This is a genomic window from Psychrobacillus sp. FSL K6-2843 (assembly GCF_038626375.1).
In the GTDB taxonomy this organism is placed as follows: Bacteria; Bacillota; Bacilli; order Bacillales_A; family Planococcaceae; genus Psychrobacillus; species Psychrobacillus faecigallinarum.
Genome location: NZ_CP152021.1, coordinates 2,155,845 through 2,174,057, shown reverse-complemented (window position 1 = coordinate 2,174,057; position 18,213 = coordinate 2,155,845). Strand labels below are relative to the sequence as shown.

The window sequence follows — 18,213 nt, the reverse complement described above, 5'->3', positions numbered from 1 at the left end:
ATGATTGATGTTAAGTTACATGATATTGGAGAGGGAATGACTGAAGGGGAAGTCACCCACTATTTAGTTAAAGTCGGAGACATGGTGCAAACTGACCAGCCTCTTGTGGAAGTTCAAACTGATAAAATGGTCGCTGAACTTACTTCTCCCTGTACAGGTATAGTTAAAGAGATTCAAATTGCTGTGGGTGAGACGGTAAAAGTAGGAACAAGTCTTCTTTCCTTAGAAAGTGCCGGTGGAGATCATTCACAGAAAAGTCAGCCAGTAAAGGGTTTAATTAAAGAAAACGGCAGCAGTAATCCTTCAAAAATAGAAGAGAACTCGGTTGAATTTACTTATAAGAGAGTACTTGCTACACCTTATACAAGGAAAATTGCCCGGGAACATAATATAAACCTAGAGGATATAATCCCTTCAGATCCTTCTGGAAGAATTACAGAGGAGGATGTTATTAGTTTCCTAGATAATACCAACAAGAAGATAGAACCAAAACAGCTTATAGCTGAAAAACTTAATGCTCCATCTCACTCAGAAGAAATTCCTTATAGAGGAATCAGAAAAAAAATTGCAGAAAATATGAAGAAATCACTCTTTACAATCCCACATGTAACCCATTTTGACGAAGTGAATATGACTAATCTATTAGAAATGAAAGAACAATTAAAAGCAGCGGGTAATTCTATAAGTGTTTCTGCTTTTCTCTTGAAAGCGCTTGTCATTTCATTAAAGGATTTTCCGATATTCAATGCCGAACTTGATGAAGAAAACAGTCGGATACTCCTCAAGAAAACCTATCATATTGGCCTAGCCACCAACACAGAAAATGGACTTATTGTTCCTGTACTCCATGATGCAGATAAAAAATCTCTCAAGCAAATAAATCACGAAATCAAAGACTTAACCCAAAAAGCTGTAGCTGGTTCTCTACATCTGTCAGCAATGCAAAATAGCACTATTACAATTAGTAATGTTGGACCTTTAGGTAGCATTGCAGCAACACCGATTATCAATTTTCCAGAGACTGCGTTAATTGCTTTTCATAAAACCAAAAAGCGACCTATTGTTAATGAAAATGATGAGATTGTTATAGGGCATATTATGACGCTATCGATGTCATTCGATCATCGTGTTGCAGACGGTGCAACAGCTATTGCTTTCTCTAATCGTTTTTCAAGTTTAATAGAAAATCCACATAAACTGATTTTGGAGATGATATAGATGGTAGTAGGAGAAATTAGCCATCAAAGAAATCTTATCATTATTGGAGGTGGTCCAGGGGGCTATAGTGCGGCAATTCGTGGAGCTCAACTTGGTCTTTCCGTGACACTGATAGAGCAAAAAGAGATAGGTGGAGTTTGTTTAAACGAAGGATGCATACCGTCTAAGGTTTATACCTATGTTGGGTTGAGGCGGACTGAAGCTGAACAGTTAGCGATGTTTGGGGTCGATACTATCGTTAAAGAAATAGACCTATACAAGCTAATGGAATACCAAACCAAAGTAATAGGTCAGCTGAAAACAGGTGTAGAAAGACTTTGTCAAGCCAATAAAGTGGAGATAATTCAAGGCAAAGCCTCCTTCATAGGGAAAAACAAAATTGGAGTAGAAAACGGACATCAATTTGATATTTATGAATTCGACAAAATAATTATTGCTACAGGAAGTAAAAATATCTTACCGGATTACGTTAGGTCTAAAGAAAATCGGATTTTGTACCCCTTCGAACTTTTTCAACTTAAAAAGCTACCAGAGCAGTTGATCATAGATGGCCAAGATTATATAGCTCTTGAAGCAGCATCAAGCTTTGCAGCATTAGGCTCTGAGGTAACTTTGTTAATAGAAACTAATACTGGAATGCCTTTTGATGAGGATATTAATAAAGAACTATTAAGGATATTTAAAAAAAGAAAGATAAAAGTGATTGCTAAAAAAGAAATTCTTACGATTAAGGAAAATGTAAATGGTATCTCTATTAACCTACTAACCGATCAACAAAAGGAAGTGATTTTAGAGGGATCCTATTTTGTAGTTCCAGAGACAAGAAAACCAAAACTGGAGGAACTGGGAATTTTACGCCTAGGTATGAAATTAAGTTTAAATGGATTTATCCAAATAAATAATTATATGGAAACCTCCATCTCAAACGTTTATGCAATAGGAGATGTAACGGAAGGTCCGATGCTTGCTTGGAAGGCTATCAAACAAGGAAAAGCAGTAGTTTCTTCGATCGTGGGAGAAAAACCCGAGGTCGATTTAACAATAGTACCTAACTGTGCTCATACTGTTCCTCCAGTAGCATCAATTGGTTTAACAGAGCATCAGGCCCTAAAATTAGGTCTATCTATACGAGTAAGCAAGTTTCCGCTTGCTAGTAATGGATATTCTACAATAACCGGAAAAAAAGATGGATTTATTAAAGTTATTTCTAATAATACAAATGATTTGATAGAAGGAATTCATATGATTGGTGAGGGAGCATTGGAAATGTCCGGATCCTTCTTGCAACTTTTAGAGATGTCGGCTAAAGAGGAAGATATTAAATTTCCTAACTACACACACCCTGGGTTCAATGAGGCACTTCTTGAGTCTGTGGAGGGATTGCTTGGACAAGCGATTCATCTCTCACCTCTAAAAAAAGAAGCTACCATTAGTTAACGGCTTTTCTTACAGTATAAATTTACTGTGGTATTTTATATTTCATTTAATAACAAAAAAGATTTGGAGGGATAAGAAATGAAGAATAGCTGGAAAGGGTTTTCAGCATTGTTGTTGAGTTCAACTTTATTGTTTGCTGCCTGTGGAGACTCAGGAGAAGATGCTTCTGCCTCAAAGACATACAAAATCGGTGTAACACAAATTGTGGAGCATCCTTCATTAAATGCAGCTTATGATGGCTTTCAAAAGGCATTAGAGGATGCAGGTATTGAAGCAGAATATGATTATCAAATAGCACAAGGAGATAACAGTAATAACACCACCATTGCTTCGAACCTAGTTAGCTCCAATGTAGACCTAATATTTGCTAACTCAACTGGCAGTGCCCAAGCAGCGCTGAGTGCTACTCAAGATATTCCAATCGTGTTCACTTCTGTTACAGATGCAGTTGGTGCAGAACTAGTAGACTCGATGGAGAAGCCTGGAGGTAACGTTACAGGCACGATAGATGCTCATCCAGATGCTATATCCAATACGATGAAATTTTTGAAAGAAGAGCTTGGAGCAAAAAAGGTTGGAATGGTGTTTAACTCAGGAGAACAAAACTCACGCTCCCAGGTGGATTCTGTTAAGGAACTATTGCAAGACATGGATATGACTGTTGTAGAAGCCTCTGTAGCTACAACTGCTGATGTTAAACAAGCAACTGAATCACTCCTAGGAAAAGTAGATTCTATGTATATTATTACTGATAACACTGTAGTTTCTGCATTAGAATCCGTAATCTCAGTGGCAAATGACAATAAAATTCCTGTCATGGTAGGAGAATTTGACTCTGTGAAGCGTGGCGGACTAGGGGCTTATGGCTTCGAATATTTCGATATAGGTTATGAGGCGGGGCAGATGGCAGTCAAAATATTAAAGGGCGAAAGCAAACCAGCAGATATACCTGTACAGGTGCCACAAAAGCTTAAACTAATCATGAACAAGGAATCAGCAGATACTATTGGCGTTGAGATAAAAGACGAATGGAAAGCTGAATTGAGCGAATAACTAGGGGGTGATTCTTTATGTTTTCAGCAATATTCGGCTCAATGGAACAAGGAATCATATACGCGATTATGGCACTTGGAGTGTATATTTCATTCAGAGTGCTAGATTTTCCTGATTTAACGGTCGATGGTAGTTTTGTAACTGGAGCTGGCACTGCAGCAACAATGATCATTTTTGGTTATCATCCTATTTTGGCAACAGCTATGGCAATTGTAGTCGGTTTTATCGCAGGTTGTATGACAGGTATATTGCATACAAAAGGTAAAATAAATCCGCTTCTATCCGGAATATTAATGATGATTGCACTTTATTCGATAAATTTAAGAATTATGGGTCTAACCTCTGAAAGTTCTATAGGCCGGCCTAATATTCCGTTGTTAAATGCTGAGACTCTCTTCATTCAGTTTCAATCATTTTGGAGTAAATTCGGAATCGATTCTGCATTTACAAGCTTCTTTCAATTGTTTGGTATTGAGAGGTTGCCATCCACTTGGGGAACTTTATTTCTAATGCTGATTGCAGTGGCGTGTATAAAATTTATCGTGGATTGGTTCTTAAAAACGGAAATTGGATTAGCTATAAGAGCAACAGGTGACAATAAAAAAATGATTCGTAGCCTGTCTGCAAATACCGACACTTTAATAATAGTAGGACTAGGTTTTTCAAATGCTCTTGTAGCTTTTTCGGGTGCATTAATAGCCCAATACGCTAAATATGCCGATATAGGCATGGGTATAGGTATGATTGTGATTGGTCTTGCCTCCGTTATTATTGGTGAAGCCATTTTTGGAACAAAAACTATCGTCCGAACAACCTTTGCGGTAATAGCAGGAGCAATTATTTATCGAATAGTACTTGGATTAGCGCTTCGAGTAAATTTTCTAGATACAGGTGATATGAAGCTTATAACGGCAGTAATCGTCATAGGTGCTTTAATATTACCTCAGTTGCTTGAGAAAAAGAGAGAGAAAAATAGAAAGGCAAGGCGGCATACTGAAAGATTAAAAGAGAGCCAATCAATGATAAGGAAGGAGGGGGCTCCCATTGTTAAAGCTCAATCAGATTAATAAGCTTTTTAATGAAGCAACTCCAGATGAGAAGGTAGCATTAGACCAAATCAATCTTGAACTGCATCCCGGTGACTTTATGACAGTGATTGGCAGTAATGGAGCAGGCAAATCAACTATGCTCAACATGATTTCGGGAGCCCTGGCTCCAGATTTTGGTGTGGTAGAAATTGCTGACAAGGATATAACGAAAATGCCCGAATATAAACGTTCTCAAATGATTGGAAGGGTCTTTCAGGATCCCATGGCAGGGACTGCGCCGACGATGACAATTGAAGAAAATCTCGCAATGGCTTATTCGAGAAACAAAAAAAGAAGTTTCAAAATTGGCGTCGATAAGAAAAGACGGGAATTTTTTCGATCTTCCCTAGAAACTTTACACCTCAATCTTGAAAATAGATTAAATGCAAAAGTTGGATTGTTATCTGGAGGAGAAAGGCAGGCACTTTCTTTGTTGATGGCTACCTTTACGAAACCCTCAATATTGCTTTTGGATGAACATACAGCAGCATTAGATCCGTCCAGAGCGGAACTAATAACAAGCTTGACAAAGCAGCTGGTGGAGAAGGATAAATTGACAACACTAATGATTACCCACAATATGCAACAGGCTTTAGATTTAGGTAATCGACTAATTATGATGGATAAAGGCCAAATCATCTTAGAGGTGGATGATGAGGAAAAAAGAAATTTAACGATAACCAAACTAATGGAAGAATTCCAGCGAATTCGAGGAGAGAAGTTAACGAGCGACAAAGCTTTGTTATCCATCTAAGGGGGGCGAGGCAGATGTGTCTAGCAAATATTAAGCATCAACATGTTAACGAACTAATAACAGTGAAAGCTAACCCACTTACTAATTCGTATTATTTAAATGGTAAAAGTTATGATATCAATAGTTTTCCTATTGGTTCCCCCGTTAGTGGAACTGTATATGGAACCTTGCTTAACTACCAGGAAGATTTGTTGCAAATGGAGGAGAAGTTTCTTCAAAAGCCATATGACGCTCCTCCCAATGCACCAATTCTATATATAAAGCCAGCAAATACAATCAGCTACAATGGCGCACCTATTTTAATGCCAAAAGAAATCAAAACCCTAGAAATTGGTGCATCCTTAGGGGTAGTTATTGGTAAGAGGGCAGTAGCTATAAAAGAAGGCGAAGCTTTTAACTATATAGCTGGGTACACAATAGTGAATGATGTCAGCATTCCTCACGAGAGTTTTTTTCGTCCAGCTGTCCCGTACAAAACAAGAGATGGTTTTTGTCCGATTGGCCCATGGATAGTAGAGGCAAAGGAGATTAAAGACCCCAATCGACTTACTATTAAGATTTTCGTTAACGAGGAGCTAAAACTAGAAAAGCACAACTATACATTAGTTCGTCCGATTGCAAAATTGTTAGCTGATATCACCGAATTTATGACATTAGACATCGGTGACACTTTGCTTGTAGGAATCTCCACTAATTCTCCCCAAGTGATCATTGGAGATAAGGTGAGAATTCATATAGATCAAATAGGATTTTTAGAGAATTATATCGTGGAAGAAGAAAAGGGGTGGCTGCCATAAAAAAAGCGCGTGTTGCATATGGTGGAGCTATTCATTACGCAATAGAATGTGACGCTCATATAAAGCTGGAGGACGGCAGAGTTGTCCGGCAGGATGAAGTGACGTGGCTAACGCCTATTATTCCAAGAACTTCTTTTGCATTAGGTCTAAACTATGCTGATCATGCTACAGAATTGGCATTTGATGCACCTTCTGAGCCTCTGATTTTTTTAAAGGGACCGAATACGTTTGTTGGTCACAATGGATACACCTGTCGACCGTCCGATGTTTCGTACATGCATTACGAATGTGAGCTTGCTGTTGTTATCGGTAAGAAGGCCAAAAATATTAAAAAAGAAGACGCGTACCAATATGTCAAAGGATATAGTATCGCAAACGATTATGCGATAAGGGATTATCTAGAGAATTATTATCGGCCAAATTTACGAGTTAAAAATCGAGATGCTTGCACACCTCTTGGACCTTGGTTAGTGGATGCGATGGATATACGAGATCCTATGAATCTCCAAATATATACGTATGTAAATGATAAACTCGTCCAGAAAGGTTCTACAAAAGATATGATTTTTGATATTCCCTCACTTATAGAATATTTAAGCAGTTTTATGACATTGAGTGAAAATGACGTCATTCTAACGGGCACACCAAAAGGATCAGTGGACACTAAAGTGGGGGATGTAGTTGTAACCGAAATTGAAGGAATTGGTCGCTTAACTAATACAATAATTGCAGACGAAGTTTTCATAAAACGATAAATTATTGGAGGGATCTACTTGCCTCATTTTATTGTGGAGTACACAGATAATTTGAAGGAAGACATAAAAGTGCCTCAACTATTAGAGGAAGTTCATCGAATACTTATATCTAGAAAAAATGTTTTTCCAATTGGAGGAATCCGTTCTAGAGCAATTGAGCTAAAGGATTATCGAGTTGCTGATGGAACAGAGGATGATGCTTTCTTACATGCCACATTAAAGATTGCTGCGGGTAGATCAGAAGAAATAAAGGCAGAGGTTTGTGAAGCTATATTTGAAGTTATTAAAGGTCATTTTGAGGTTGCAATGAATAAAAGATATCTAGCACTTTCTATGGAACTAGTTGAATTTAGTGATTTAGGAACTTATAAACAAAATAATATTCATAGTCGTTTTTGATAAAAGTATAGTTAAAATCATATATTATTTCGTATATTTTTATTTATTTTATTCAGAAAATTCAAATTAAGGTGGTAATAATTATGGGTGCTAGAACAGGAAAGGAATATATTCAAGGTATAAAGGATCGTCAAACAGAAGTATGGATACACGGAGATAAAGTGGATGACGTGACTTCTCATGCAGCATTTAAAAATGTAGTAGAAAGTGTTGCCGGTTTGTATGATCTTCAACATGAAAAACAAGAAAAAATGTTATATACATCACCAACCACCGGGGATAAAGTGGGGCTTTCCTTTATCGCTCCAAAGACAAAGGAAGATTTATTTAAAAGAAGAGAAATGCACAGTGAATGGGCAGCCTTCTCGGGAGGTATGATGGGACGCTCTCCTGATTATTTGAATACAAGCATCATGGCATTTGGAACTGCAAGTAAGTTTTTTGCACAAGAAGGTGGAGGAAGCAAACAGTTTGCAAAGAATGCCGAAAATTATTACGAATATGCGAGAGAAAATGATATCAGCCTTACTCATACTCTTATTCACCCGCAGGTAAACCGTTCTATGCTAACTCAATCAGAGCAAAAGGACCCTTTCTTGTCAGCGCGGATTACTAAAAAGACAGCGGACGGGATTATTGTGAATGGCTGTCGACTTTTAGCTACCTTAGGAGGAATTACAGATGAACTGGTCGTATTTCCATCCACGATAAATAGAACTCCAGGAACTGTGGACGATCCCTTTGCCTTTGCTTTTGCCATTCCAAATAATACGCCTGGTTTAAAATTTCTCTCTCGTGAATCCTTTGATTATGGTAAGAGTAAATGGGATCATCCACTAGGTTCCAGATTTGATGAAAGCGATGCAATCATTTCTTTTGAAGATGTGTTAGTTCCTTGGGAAAGAGTTTTTGTTTGCGAGAGTACGGATATTTGCAATCGAACTTATGCAGAAACGAATGCTGTTATTCACATGACTCACCAAGTAATTTCGAAAAACGTAGTGAAAACTGAATTTATTCTTGGTGTTGTTATAAGTATGATGGAGGCTATCGGAATAGATAAGTTTATGCATGTAAAGGAAAAGGCAAGTGAAATCATGGTGATACTTGAAGTTATGCGATCTCATCTATACCGTGCAGAGCATAACGCCAAGATAGACCAATATGGCAATATGACTCCAGATTTTGAACCTTTAAATGCAGCACGTAACTGGTTCCCTAAAATGTATCAGAGAATGAATGAAATTATCAAAATTTTGGGTGCCTCTGGATTGATGGCGCTTCCTACCGAAGATGACTTTAGCAATGGGGAAGTGGGTCCTTTAGTGCATCGCTACACACAAGGGGCTAACATGAATGGGGAAGAACGTGTACAGCTGTTCCGTTTAGCTTGGGATATATCTATCAGTGCATTTGGAAATCGTCAAGCACTTTACGAATATTATTTCTTTGGTGATCCAGTACGAATGTCCAACGCGTATTATGATAGCTTCAATAAACAACCATATAAGGATATGGTAACAAGCTTTTTAAATAGAACCAAAACAGAAGCAGGCATACTTTTATAGCCTGATTTAAGAAAGGAGAGTTTCTTTTCCATGCAGCAACTTAAAAATGAGATAGAAGATCAATTATTCAGAACCATAATGGGCAGCTTTGCTACCGGGGTTACAGTAATTACTACACAGGTGGATGATGAAATACATGGAATGACGGCTAATGCCTTTATGTCAGTTTCGCTGCAACCCAAGCTTGTGGCTATAAGTATTGGAGAAAAGGCTAAGATGCTTGGTTACATCAATTCATCCAAAAAATTTGCCATAAATATCTTGGCAGCTAATCAGAAAGATCTTTCTAAACAATTTGCGGGTCAGCTAAACTCTGATGAAGTTGTTGCCTTTGAAACCTATCAGGGTCAACCTATTATAAAAAATTCACTTGCGGTCATTAGCTGTGAACTATTCAATCAGCTTGATGCTGGTGATCATACTATTTTCATTGGAAGAGTGACTGGATTAAAGCATGAACCACATGAACCGCTTTTGTTTTTTGGAGGTAAATATCAAGAAATAAAAGAATGAAGTTGATGAAAAAACCTATTATAAGGAGTTGAAGAAATTGGCATATGAAGAAGCAAAAAAGAAGCTTAGAGGATCTATTTGTCCTGTAATTACTCCCTTTTTAGAGAATGGAGATATAGATATTGAGACCTTTCAGCAGCTTATCCATTGGCAAATAGAAAGTGGGAGTCATGGGATATCCGTAACTGGTACGAGTGGTGAGCCGAGTTCATTAACTATAGAAGAACGCAAAAGAGTGATGAAGATAGCCAGTGAAACAATTGCTGGACGTGTATTTTTTGCTCCTGGTACTGGGTCAACTAATCATGATGAAACGATGGAGCTTACTAAATACGCCGAGGAGCTGGGTGCTGATGCAGCAATGGTTATAGTACCTTACTACAATAAGCCCAACCAAGATGCATTATATACCCATTTCAAAATAGTAGCAGAATCTGTGAAAATCCCAATTATTATTTATAACATTCCTGGAAGGTCTGCAGTTAATATGGAAGTCACTACGATGAAGAGGCTAGTAGAGGATTGTCCTAATATTGTAGGGGTAAAAGAGGCGAATAAGGACTTTGAGCATGTAAACCGTGTACTCCTTAACTGTGGAAGAGATTTCCTTCTTTATTCAGGTATAGAGCTACTCTGTTATCCAATGCTTGCTATTGGTGGTGCAGGATTTATCAGTGCAACAGCTAATGTAGAGCCTGCTAAAGTTGCAGAGCTTTACAATGCATGGGTTGCTGGCAATGTAGAAAGATCCCAGGACCTTCATTTCGAATTAATGCCTTTAAATGATGCTTTGTTTAGAGATACAAATCCTGCTCCAGCTAAGATAGCGCTTGGTATGATGGGAAAAATTAATCCTAAGCTAAGATTGCCATTAGGACCACCATCACAGGCAGTTACAGATGAGGTGCGACAAACATTGATAAGCTTAGATATTCTACCAAAGGAAACCGCTCCACAACTATAAAAGAAAAGTAGGTGATTAAAATGGTGTCATCTCATGAGTTAACCTCATTAAAGCATGAAACACAACAAAGCATCTATCTTTATATAAATGGAGAATTTATTTCTGCAGCTGGAGGGGCCACCTTTGCTAACATTAATCCATTTACTAATGAGCAAATCAATTTAGTATCAGAGGGCCAGAAGACAGACATTGATAAAGCAGTTTCTGCAGCTAGAGATGCCTTTGAACACGGACCCTGGAAAACGATGAAGTTAAGCAAAAGACTATCATATATATACCGCATTGCAGATCTCATTGATGAGGAAGTAGAAAGGATTGCTTACTTAGAAGCTTTAGACACTGGTTTGCCTATTAGCCAAACGAGGAAAATGGCTAGCCGTGCTTCAGAAAATTTTCGATTTTATGCAAGAATGGTAGAGAGCAGATTAGTAGGAGATGTCTATCAGGTGGACGATGAATTTGTCAATTATACGATTCACGCACCTGTTGGAGTTGCAGGATTAATAACGCCATGGAATGCTCCATTCATGCTAGAAACGTGGAAGATTGCACCGGCTCTTGCTACTGGAAACACTGTAGTGCTAAAGCCAGCTGAACTTTCTCCTCTTACAGCTAATATATTAGCAGAAATTATTCATAAAGCAGACCTACCTAAAGGAGTCTTTAATGTAGTTCACGGTCGAGGAGAAATAGCTGGTGATGCATTGGTAAAGCATCCAGATGTACAGCTTATTTCTTTTACAGGAGAAACTACCACTGGCTCTACTATTATAAAAAATAGTGCCGACACATTAAAGAGTTGTTCTATGGAGCTAGGCGGGAAATCTCCTATTATCGTTTTTGAGGATGCTGATTTTGAACGTGCACTAGATGCCTGTGTATGGGGAATCTTCTCCTTTAATGGTGAGCGTTGTACAGCAAACTCACGCCTATTTGTTCAAGAAAGTATAAAAGATAAATTTATAAATGCATTAAAGGTGAGAGTGTCTAATATAAAAGTTGGTGATCCGTTAGATGATCAGACGGAAGTTGGTCCGCTTATTGATCAAGGACACTTTAATAAAGTAAAGGGCTATATAGACATAGCAAAGGAGGAAGGTACCGAAATAATTTCAGGTAAGATTCCAACTGAATTTTCCAAAGGTAATTTCGTGCCTCCAACCCTTATCTTGAATGCTCATAATGACATGCAAGTTGCAAAAGACGAGATCTTTGGACCAGTGCTGATCGTAATGTCTTTCAAGGACGAGGAAGAGGTCATATCATTAGCCAATAATACGGATTACGGATTAGCAGGTTATGTATGGACAAACGACATTAAACGTGGACATCGCGTCGCTCATAAAATTGATGCAGGCATGCTTTGGGTGAATGCTCAGAATGTTAGAGATTTAAGAACACCATTTGGTGGCACTAAATATTCTGGTATTGGTCGAGAAGGTGGACATTACAGCTTTGATTTTTATACTGAGCACAAAATTATTCACGTTTCAATTGCCGACCATCATATACAGCAATTTGGAAAGTTATAGAGAGGAGGAGGAACCTGTTGGATTTTTCCATCATACGTATAGCTCGAACCGTTCTCCATGTTAAGGATTTAGAGCTCTCTCGCAAATTCTATGTAGATGGCTTAGGAATGATAGAAACCGAGCGAGATGAAAATCATGTTTATTTAAGAGGGTTAGAAGAGCATTGCCATCATAGCCTAGCACTTAAAAAATCGGAAAAGTCTGTTGTAGAAGTGCTGAGCTACAAGGTGATGAAAGAAGAGGACCTTAATTTTTTAGAAAAGTTGTTTCTTGCTCAGGGACTTAAAACAAAATGGATTCCTAAAGGTGAACAGCATGCAATTGGTAGAACGCTAAGAGTTCATGACATTTCAGGTATACCTTTAGAATTTTTTGCTGAAATGCCTATTGTCGAACGAATGCTTCAAAAATACGAACATTACCGGGGAGCAAAAATTCAGCGAATTGATCATGTTAATTGTGCTGTACCGAACGTGCAAAAAGCCTATGACTTTTATGTAAACAGTCTAGGGTTTTCTTGCTCAGAGTATACAGAAACTGAAGAAGGGGACTTATGGGCTGCATGGCTCTTCCGAAAGCCCACCGTCCATGATCAGGCATTTATGAGCGGACCAGGACCAAAACTTCATCATTTCGCCTATACCCTATCAGATCGTCTAAGCGTGTTAGACTGCTGTGATGTATTGGCTAGTATGGGCTATGCGGATTGCATTGAGCGTGGGCCAGGCCGACATGGATTATCTAACGCCTTCTTCCTTTACTTAAGAGACCCAGATGGTCACCGAATCGAATTGTATACCGGCGATTATTTGACATGCGATCCTGATATGAAGCCAAAGCGATGGGACTTAAATGATCCACTACGTCAAACATTCTGGGGACACCAAGCACCAGATAAGTGGTTTAACGAAACTAGTACATTTATCGATATTGAAACAGGAGAAGAAATAAATAGCGAGGAGCCGATGCTTGAACAGAGAAAACCTAAAATTTTAGTATGACGTATAACCACCTGAGACTAGAGCTTAGGTGGTATTTTTGTGGATAGGGAAAGTTATGATAGTATGTGACTTCAAGGCTATATTGAAAAAATTGCGAAAAAATAACAGAAAAAGTATTCTGAAAAAATAGATTAATAATATCTATTAATAGTAAAATAAAATAAAGGAGGAAATAATTTTGAGTGAAAAATTAGTAAGAGTGGGAACTACGTATATACCAGTTTCTAATGTTGCACTTTCAAGCGAGTGGTACACGGAGAAACTTGGAGCTAGAAAAAATTATCAAGATGAGGATAAAGCCATTCTAAATTTAGCAAATCACAGCATCTTTTTGGTTAAGAGCAAAGCGGGTGAAACTTTAAACTTTATAGACAACAATGGTCAAGATTGTTTTGCGTTAACATTTGAAGTTGATGGTTTAGATAATCTTATATCTTTACATAATGAGTTAAATGAAAACCTAGTCCAAGTAGGACAAGTAGAAAATAGAGGACATGCAGGTAGAAATTTTGTGTTTGAGGATCCGGACGGTAACAAATTCGATGTTTGGAGTGAACTGAGCCCGTCATATAAAGAAAAATTTAATATGCAATAATTAAAAGAGACTATCATGGTCTCTTTTTTACAGACTATTTTTTCATAATTAGCGATTTGTTAAGTTTAAAGATTAATAAAATCGGGAAATAAAAATGAGGAATGCACTATTTCTAAGGGAGGGCTTCATCATGACAGAAGAAAAAGAAATGAGAAATGGTTCAAAAGAAAGTGAGCAGAAAAGAGAGACTCTAACAACTCGCCAAGGACATCCTGTAACGGATAACCAAAATATACGTACTATAGGTAATCGCGGTCCAGCTACACTTGAAAATTATCATTTTATCGAAAAGATTTCGCACTTTGACCGTGAAGAAGTACCTGAACGAGTAGTCCATGCTCGAGGAGCAGGAGCTTTTGGCTATTTTGAAACGTATGGAAAAGTGGGAGATGAACCAGTAGAAAAATACACTCGAGCAAAAGTATTCTCTGGTGCTGGAAAACAGACACCATTAATGGTTCGTTTTTCAACGGTAGCGGGTTCAAAGGATTCTCCTGAGACAGCACGTGATCCTCGCGGATTTGCCGTAAAAATGTACACAGAAGACGGCAACTGGGATTTAGTCGGGAATAACTTGAAAATTTTCTTTATTCGCGATGCGATGAAGTTTCCTGATATGATACATGCTTTTAAAGCAGATCCTGCTTCAAATATTCCGAGTCCTCAGCGTATGTTTGATTTTGTTTCTCGATCACCTGAAGCGACACATATGATAACTTTCTTATTCTCGCCATGGGGAATTCCAGCTACATATCGCCATATGCAGGGATCTGGAGTTAACACCTATAAATGGGTTAACGAAAAAGGCGAAGCAGTACTAGTTAAATACCACTGGGAGCCTAAACAGGGTATTCGCAATCTAACACAAGAAGAAGCGGATGCTATTCAAGCAAAAAATGTGGGACATGCTACACAAGACTTGTATGAGTCAATTGAGCGAGGAGAATATCCAGAATGGGAACTATTTGTTCAAATCATGAGTGATGATGAACATCCAGAGCTTGATTTTGACCCGCTAGATGACACCAAATTATGGCCACCAGATCAGTTTCCATTCCTACCAGTCGGTAAAATGGTCTTAAACCGCAATCCGATTGATTACCATGCAGAAATTGAACAAGCTGCTTTTGGTACTGGGGTATTAGTTGATGGATTGGATTTTTCAGACGATAAGATGCTTCAAGGACGTACTTTCTCCTACTCCGATACACAACGCTATCGTGTAGGAGCTAACTATTTGAAATTACCCGTAAATGCACCTAAAGTTCCAGTTAGAACAAATCAGCATCGTGGACAAATGGATGTGCATAGACCTGATGAAGCTGGAGGCAATCCACATGTCAATTATGAGCCATCTATGATTGGTGGATTACAAGAAGCAGAAAAAACAGAACATATAAAACACGAACCTCAATATAATGCAAAAGCAACAAGTGCACCAATAGATCGTGAGAACAACTATGGTCAAGCAGGTGAAACATATCGTAGTTTTGAGGATTGGGAACGCGAAGAATTGATCAAAAACTTATCTGCAGCACTTTCTATTTGTGATCCTCGTATCCAAGAGGCTATGATTTATCATTTTACGCAGGCAGATGAAGACTACGGTCGACGTGTAAAAGAAGGTATTCAACGTAAGATGAAAGAAATGGAAGAAATGAAAAAACAAGAAGAGCAACAAAGCTCTCCTGGTGCCAATGCTGCAGCAGATAAAGCAGAGGATGTTGGCCGAGAATCTAAACCTTACTAATAATTTCTACCCCCTTCGCTAAATGGAGGGGTTCTTTATTTCATCCATCAAAAGGAGTGAGTTTCAATGAAAGTAATAGTTGTAGGAGCAAATGGACAAATTGGTAAACAGATAGTAGAAAAATTACAAATTGATAATCAGCATACTGTAACTGCTGTTGTTCGCAAACTGGAACAGGTTAAAGACTTTAATAATCAAGGAATAAAGGCTGTATTACTTGATTTGGAGGGTAAGGTTGATTCGCTGACAGAAGCATTTACAGGAGCCGAAGCTATCATTTTCACTGCTGGTTCAGGTGGACATACAGGTCCGGATAAAACCTTGTTAATTGATTTAGATGGAGCAGTGAAAACAATGGAGGCAGCAGAAGCCGCAGGTGTGGAAAGATATATTCTAGTGAGCGCTTATGATGCTGACAAACGAGAAAACTGGAATGCCGAAATGCGTCCATACTATGTGGCGAAGCATTATGCAGATAGAATGCTAGAGCAAAGTAGCCTAAACTACACAATTGTTCGACCTGGTGGTTTAATAAATGAAAAGGCTCAAGGTAAAATTACGGCTGGAATTGAGGCAAAACCAAGTACGATAACACGTGAAGACGTGGCGGATATTTTAATAGCGTCATTAGAGGAACCAAGTACTTATCAAAAAAGCTTTAATGTCGTAAATGGTACAGTTTCTATTACGGAAGCTTTAAAAAATATATAAAAAGTTGAAAATTAATTAATAGAATGTAATGAATAAAACTAAGTTTTACTTAACGATTAAAAATGATATTAGCAGACTCCATTCTCTTAGGGGTCTGTTTTTCTTTTGTTAAACACTACTCGAATAGAAATGAAATAGTATGCTAGTAGTAGGAGGTTTTATTATTTATTCAGTCAGACATACTGCCCTGGTTAGTAATTGAATATCATGAAGGATTTCTTTTTTTAAAGTATCATTTTCACACCTATAGTAATCGTCTACTAGCTTAACTAGTTCTAAATATATGAGATTCATTCGAAGTAGCTCCTTTTAATTGGGTTAAAAGTTTCTAATCTATTATTCCTGAATTATATACATTTTAAACATTATTTTTAAATGAAGTCTATAAAAATTCAGAAATTCTAATGTATATTCTTAAAACAGGAATATATTGTATTATATTTTTTTTACTTCTGGTATAGTACATTGACACACATAGTAATATGTCTTACATTATAAAGGAGGTGATAAGCTTGTCGGAAAATGAGGTAAGTGCCGATTTAATAAGAGGCCATATCGATACAATTATCTTAAAAATTTTAAAGCGTGGAGATAATTATGGGTATGAAATTGTGAAGGCTATTTCCAACGATAGTAATGGGGTTTATATTTTGAAGGAGCCAAGTTTATATAGCAGTCTAAAAAGATTAGAAAAGTTAGGATTTATTAATGCCTATTGGGGAGATCAGTCTCAAGGAGGAAGAAGAAAATATTACACTATCACGAAGGAAGGTTTATCTGTATATCAAGAAAATGTAATGGCATGGAATAGAGCGAAATTGCTCATAGATCAATTAGTATTAGAAGGGAGCGAACAGAGTGAGTGAAGTTCGGAAATATGTCAATAAGATGTTTGCTGGGTACCCCAAAAACGAAGAAACATTAGATTTAAAAGAAGAAGTAATAGGAAATCTAGAGGCGGAAATGGAAGACTTAGTTATTAATAAAGGATTTTCCGCCGAACAAGCATTTAAGGTCAGTACTGAAAAAATGGATAAACTGGATGGGGTAATAGAAGGGGTACAAACCATTCAGTTAAATAAAGTTATGGTTGAGATAACTCAATGGTTGCTTCTTTATTTGTTGGTCTCGTGGATAGTTTCCATTCCTTTAAATATTTATAGTTCCTTAAGGGCTACTAGCTGGCTTCTGTTTATACTGATAATAATAATTGGCATTTTTTATATCGTGTTAAAGTTTAGTGGAGGTTTTTTAACAAATGATTTAAAAAATATTAACCTCGGGCTTTTAAAGAAATGGCAAAAAGTGATTTGGATTATATGGACGTTATTTATCGTAGGTCAATGGGGAATGATTACTGCCGTTTATTTTGGTAGTGACATATGGTTTGGACGCACTATATCTTTTGATGGACCATATCAATTTGGACAAATAGTTACTAGCTACTTGGCTCCGCTTGTTTCAATAATCATACCCCTATTAATGAACAGACTTAGACAAATGCTAATCTTAGGAGGAAAGCATAGAATTTATGAAGAATAAGATAATCATTGTGCTATTCATTATCGGAATTATACTGTTTGGTTGGATGAACCTCTTTTATATACCAGCAGAAGAAAAGGCAATGGAAGAAGAAACGATACAACAGCTTAATCCTGAAACGCATGATTTTAGCAAAGTTCTAGCTTATGAGAACAGGTATATGGGGAATTTAACAAACAACGCAAAACTATTTCAATCGCTCCCTTTACAAAATTATTTGAATGGATATGAGCAGGATTCCAAAATTCACTTGTTAATTGTCAATTACAAGGATTTAGAGGGTTTACCTCAACAGCATATCCAAAAATCCATCATCTATAATACAACCGCTGCTTTTGTTCTTATTAAAAATTTAGAACAGATAGAGCTTCGATTTCCTACAGAATCATTTTTTGTAAAGAGAGAAAATGTGGAGAGAGTTCTGGGAGATTTGGAGGTGCTTTTAGATCCAGAAGTATTTGAAGAACAAGTGCAATCTCCACTGAACAATGCTGTTTTAGAAGAATGGATAGTGCAGTATACGTCAATCTAAAAAG

The 18,213-nt window shown here is 37.5% G+C and carries 20 protein-coding genes; 19 read left to right on the top strand and 1 reads right to left on the bottom strand.

Features of this window, described 5'->3' with window-relative positions:
* The 16 genes from MKY94_RS10930 (at position 1) to MKY94_RS10855 (ending at position 16,135) form a co-directional block, all read left to right on the top strand.
* A complete protein-coding gene (locus tag MKY94_RS10930; RefSeq protein WP_151109689.1) occupies positions 1–1,218 on the top strand; it encodes a dihydrolipoamide acetyltransferase family protein in 1,218 nt (405 codons plus the stop codon).
* A complete protein-coding gene (locus tag MKY94_RS10925) occupies positions 1,219–2,655 on the top strand; it encodes an FAD-dependent oxidoreductase (RefSeq protein ID WP_342577072.1) in 1,437 nt (478 codons plus the stop codon).
* Positions 2,656–2,733: 78 nt separating this feature from the next.
* The gene (locus MKY94_RS10920; protein ID WP_151109693.1) at positions 2,734–3,708 is read left to right on the top strand and encodes an ABC transporter substrate-binding protein; all 975 of its coding nucleotides are present in this window, start codon (positions 2,734–2,736) and stop codon (positions 3,706–3,708) included.
* 17 nt (positions 3,709–3,725) lie between these two features.
* Positions 3,726–4,775: an ABC transporter permease gene (locus tag MKY94_RS10915; RefSeq protein ID WP_151109695.1), complete on the top strand. Its 1,050-nt coding sequence runs from the start codon at positions 3,726–3,728 to the stop codon at positions 4,773–4,775.
* On the top strand, positions 4,753–5,550 hold the full coding sequence (locus MKY94_RS10910) for an ABC transporter ATP-binding protein (protein WP_151109697.1): 798 nt from the start codon (positions 4,753–4,755) through the stop codon (positions 5,548–5,550). Before MKY94_RS10915 ends, MKY94_RS10910 begins: the two co-directional genes overlap by 23 nt.
* Before the next feature lie 14 nt (positions 5,551–5,564).
* Positions 5,565–6,347 carry a fumarylacetoacetate hydrolase family protein gene (locus tag MKY94_RS10905; RefSeq protein WP_151109699.1) on the top strand — a complete coding sequence of 261 codons (783 nt, stop codon included), beginning with the start codon at positions 5,565–5,567 and terminating at the stop codon, positions 6,345–6,347.
* Positions 6,344–7,102: a fumarylacetoacetate hydrolase family protein gene (locus MKY94_RS10900; protein ID WP_151113654.1), complete on the top strand. Its 759-nt coding sequence runs from the start codon at positions 6,344–6,346 to the stop codon at positions 7,100–7,102. Before MKY94_RS10905 ends, MKY94_RS10900 begins: the two co-directional genes overlap by 4 nt.
* 18 nt (positions 7,103–7,120) lie before the next feature.
* On the top strand, positions 7,121–7,501 hold the full coding sequence (locus MKY94_RS10895) for a 5-carboxymethyl-2-hydroxymuconate Delta-isomerase (protein ID WP_151109701.1): 381 nt from the start codon (positions 7,121–7,123) through the stop codon (positions 7,499–7,501).
* A gap of 83 nt (positions 7,502–7,584) precedes the next feature.
* The gene (gene hpaB / locus MKY94_RS10890; protein ID WP_151109703.1) at positions 7,585–9,069 is read left to right on the top strand and encodes a 4-hydroxyphenylacetate 3-monooxygenase, oxygenase component; all 1,485 of its coding nucleotides are present in this window, start codon (positions 7,585–7,587) and stop codon (positions 9,067–9,069) included.
* 51 nt (positions 9,070–9,120) lie between these two features.
* A complete protein-coding gene (locus MKY94_RS10885) occupies positions 9,121–9,582 on the top strand; it encodes a flavin reductase family protein (protein WP_151113656.1) in 462 nt (153 codons plus the stop codon).
* A gap of 37 nt (positions 9,583–9,619) precedes the next feature.
* Positions 9,620–10,546: a 2,4-dihydroxyhept-2-ene-1,7-dioic acid aldolase gene (gene hpaI / locus MKY94_RS10880; RefSeq protein ID WP_340844453.1), complete on the top strand. Its 927-nt coding sequence runs from the start codon at positions 9,620–9,622 to the stop codon at positions 10,544–10,546.
* A 20-nt stretch (positions 10,547–10,566) separates the two neighbouring features.
* On the top strand, positions 10,567–12,078 hold the full coding sequence (hpaE, locus tag MKY94_RS10875) for a 5-carboxymethyl-2-hydroxymuconate semialdehyde dehydrogenase (protein WP_340844452.1): 1,512 nt from the start codon (positions 10,567–10,569) through the stop codon (positions 12,076–12,078).
* 17 nt (positions 12,079–12,095) lie between these two features.
* Positions 12,096–13,079 (top strand): 3,4-dihydroxyphenylacetate 2,3-dioxygenase, encoded by a 984-nt coding sequence (hpaD, locus tag MKY94_RS10870; RefSeq protein WP_151109709.1) that lies wholly within the window; start codon positions 12,096–12,098, stop codon positions 13,077–13,079.
* A gap of 178 nt (positions 13,080–13,257) precedes the next feature.
* Positions 13,258–13,674: a VOC family protein gene (locus MKY94_RS10865; protein ID WP_144536257.1), complete on the top strand. Its 417-nt coding sequence runs from the start codon at positions 13,258–13,260 to the stop codon at positions 13,672–13,674.
* 130 nt (positions 13,675–13,804) lie between these two features.
* Entirely contained in the window at positions 13,805–15,424 is a 1,620-nt protein-coding gene (locus tag MKY94_RS10860; protein WP_151109711.1) for a catalase, read from the top strand.
* Positions 15,425–15,490: 66 nt separating this feature from the next.
* Positions 15,491–16,135, top strand: coding sequence for an SDR family oxidoreductase (locus MKY94_RS10855; protein ID WP_151109713.1), 645 nt, complete (start codon positions 15,491–15,493; stop codon positions 16,133–16,135).
* Positions 16,136–16,300: 165 nt separating this feature from the next.
* Here MKY94_RS10855 and MKY94_RS10850 read toward each other — a convergent pair whose 3' ends face one another.
* Positions 16,301–16,429 (bottom strand): hypothetical protein, encoded by a 129-nt coding sequence (locus MKY94_RS10850; protein ID WP_255475378.1) that lies wholly within the window; start codon positions 16,427–16,429, stop codon positions 16,301–16,303.
* Positions 16,430–16,647: 218 nt separating this feature from the next.
* Between MKY94_RS10850 and MKY94_RS10845 the strand changes: the two genes are divergently transcribed.
* From MKY94_RS10845 to MKY94_RS10835, 3 genes are read left to right on the top strand one after another with little or no spacing between them, the layout of a single operon-like run.
* Positions 16,648–17,001: a PadR family transcriptional regulator gene (locus MKY94_RS10845; RefSeq protein ID WP_144536262.1), complete on the top strand. Its 354-nt coding sequence runs from the start codon at positions 16,648–16,650 to the stop codon at positions 16,999–17,001.
* Positions 16,994–17,677, top strand: coding sequence for a hypothetical protein (locus MKY94_RS10840; RefSeq protein ID WP_151109715.1), 684 nt, complete (start codon positions 16,994–16,996; stop codon positions 17,675–17,677). The genes MKY94_RS10845 and MKY94_RS10840 overlap by 8 nt, the downstream gene beginning before the upstream one ends.
* Positions 17,667–18,209, top strand: coding sequence for a DUF4825 domain-containing protein (locus MKY94_RS10835; RefSeq protein WP_151109717.1), 543 nt, complete (start codon positions 17,667–17,669; stop codon positions 18,207–18,209). The genes MKY94_RS10840 and MKY94_RS10835 overlap by 11 nt, the downstream gene beginning before the upstream one ends.
* Positions 18,210–18,213 lie beyond the last annotated feature (4 nt).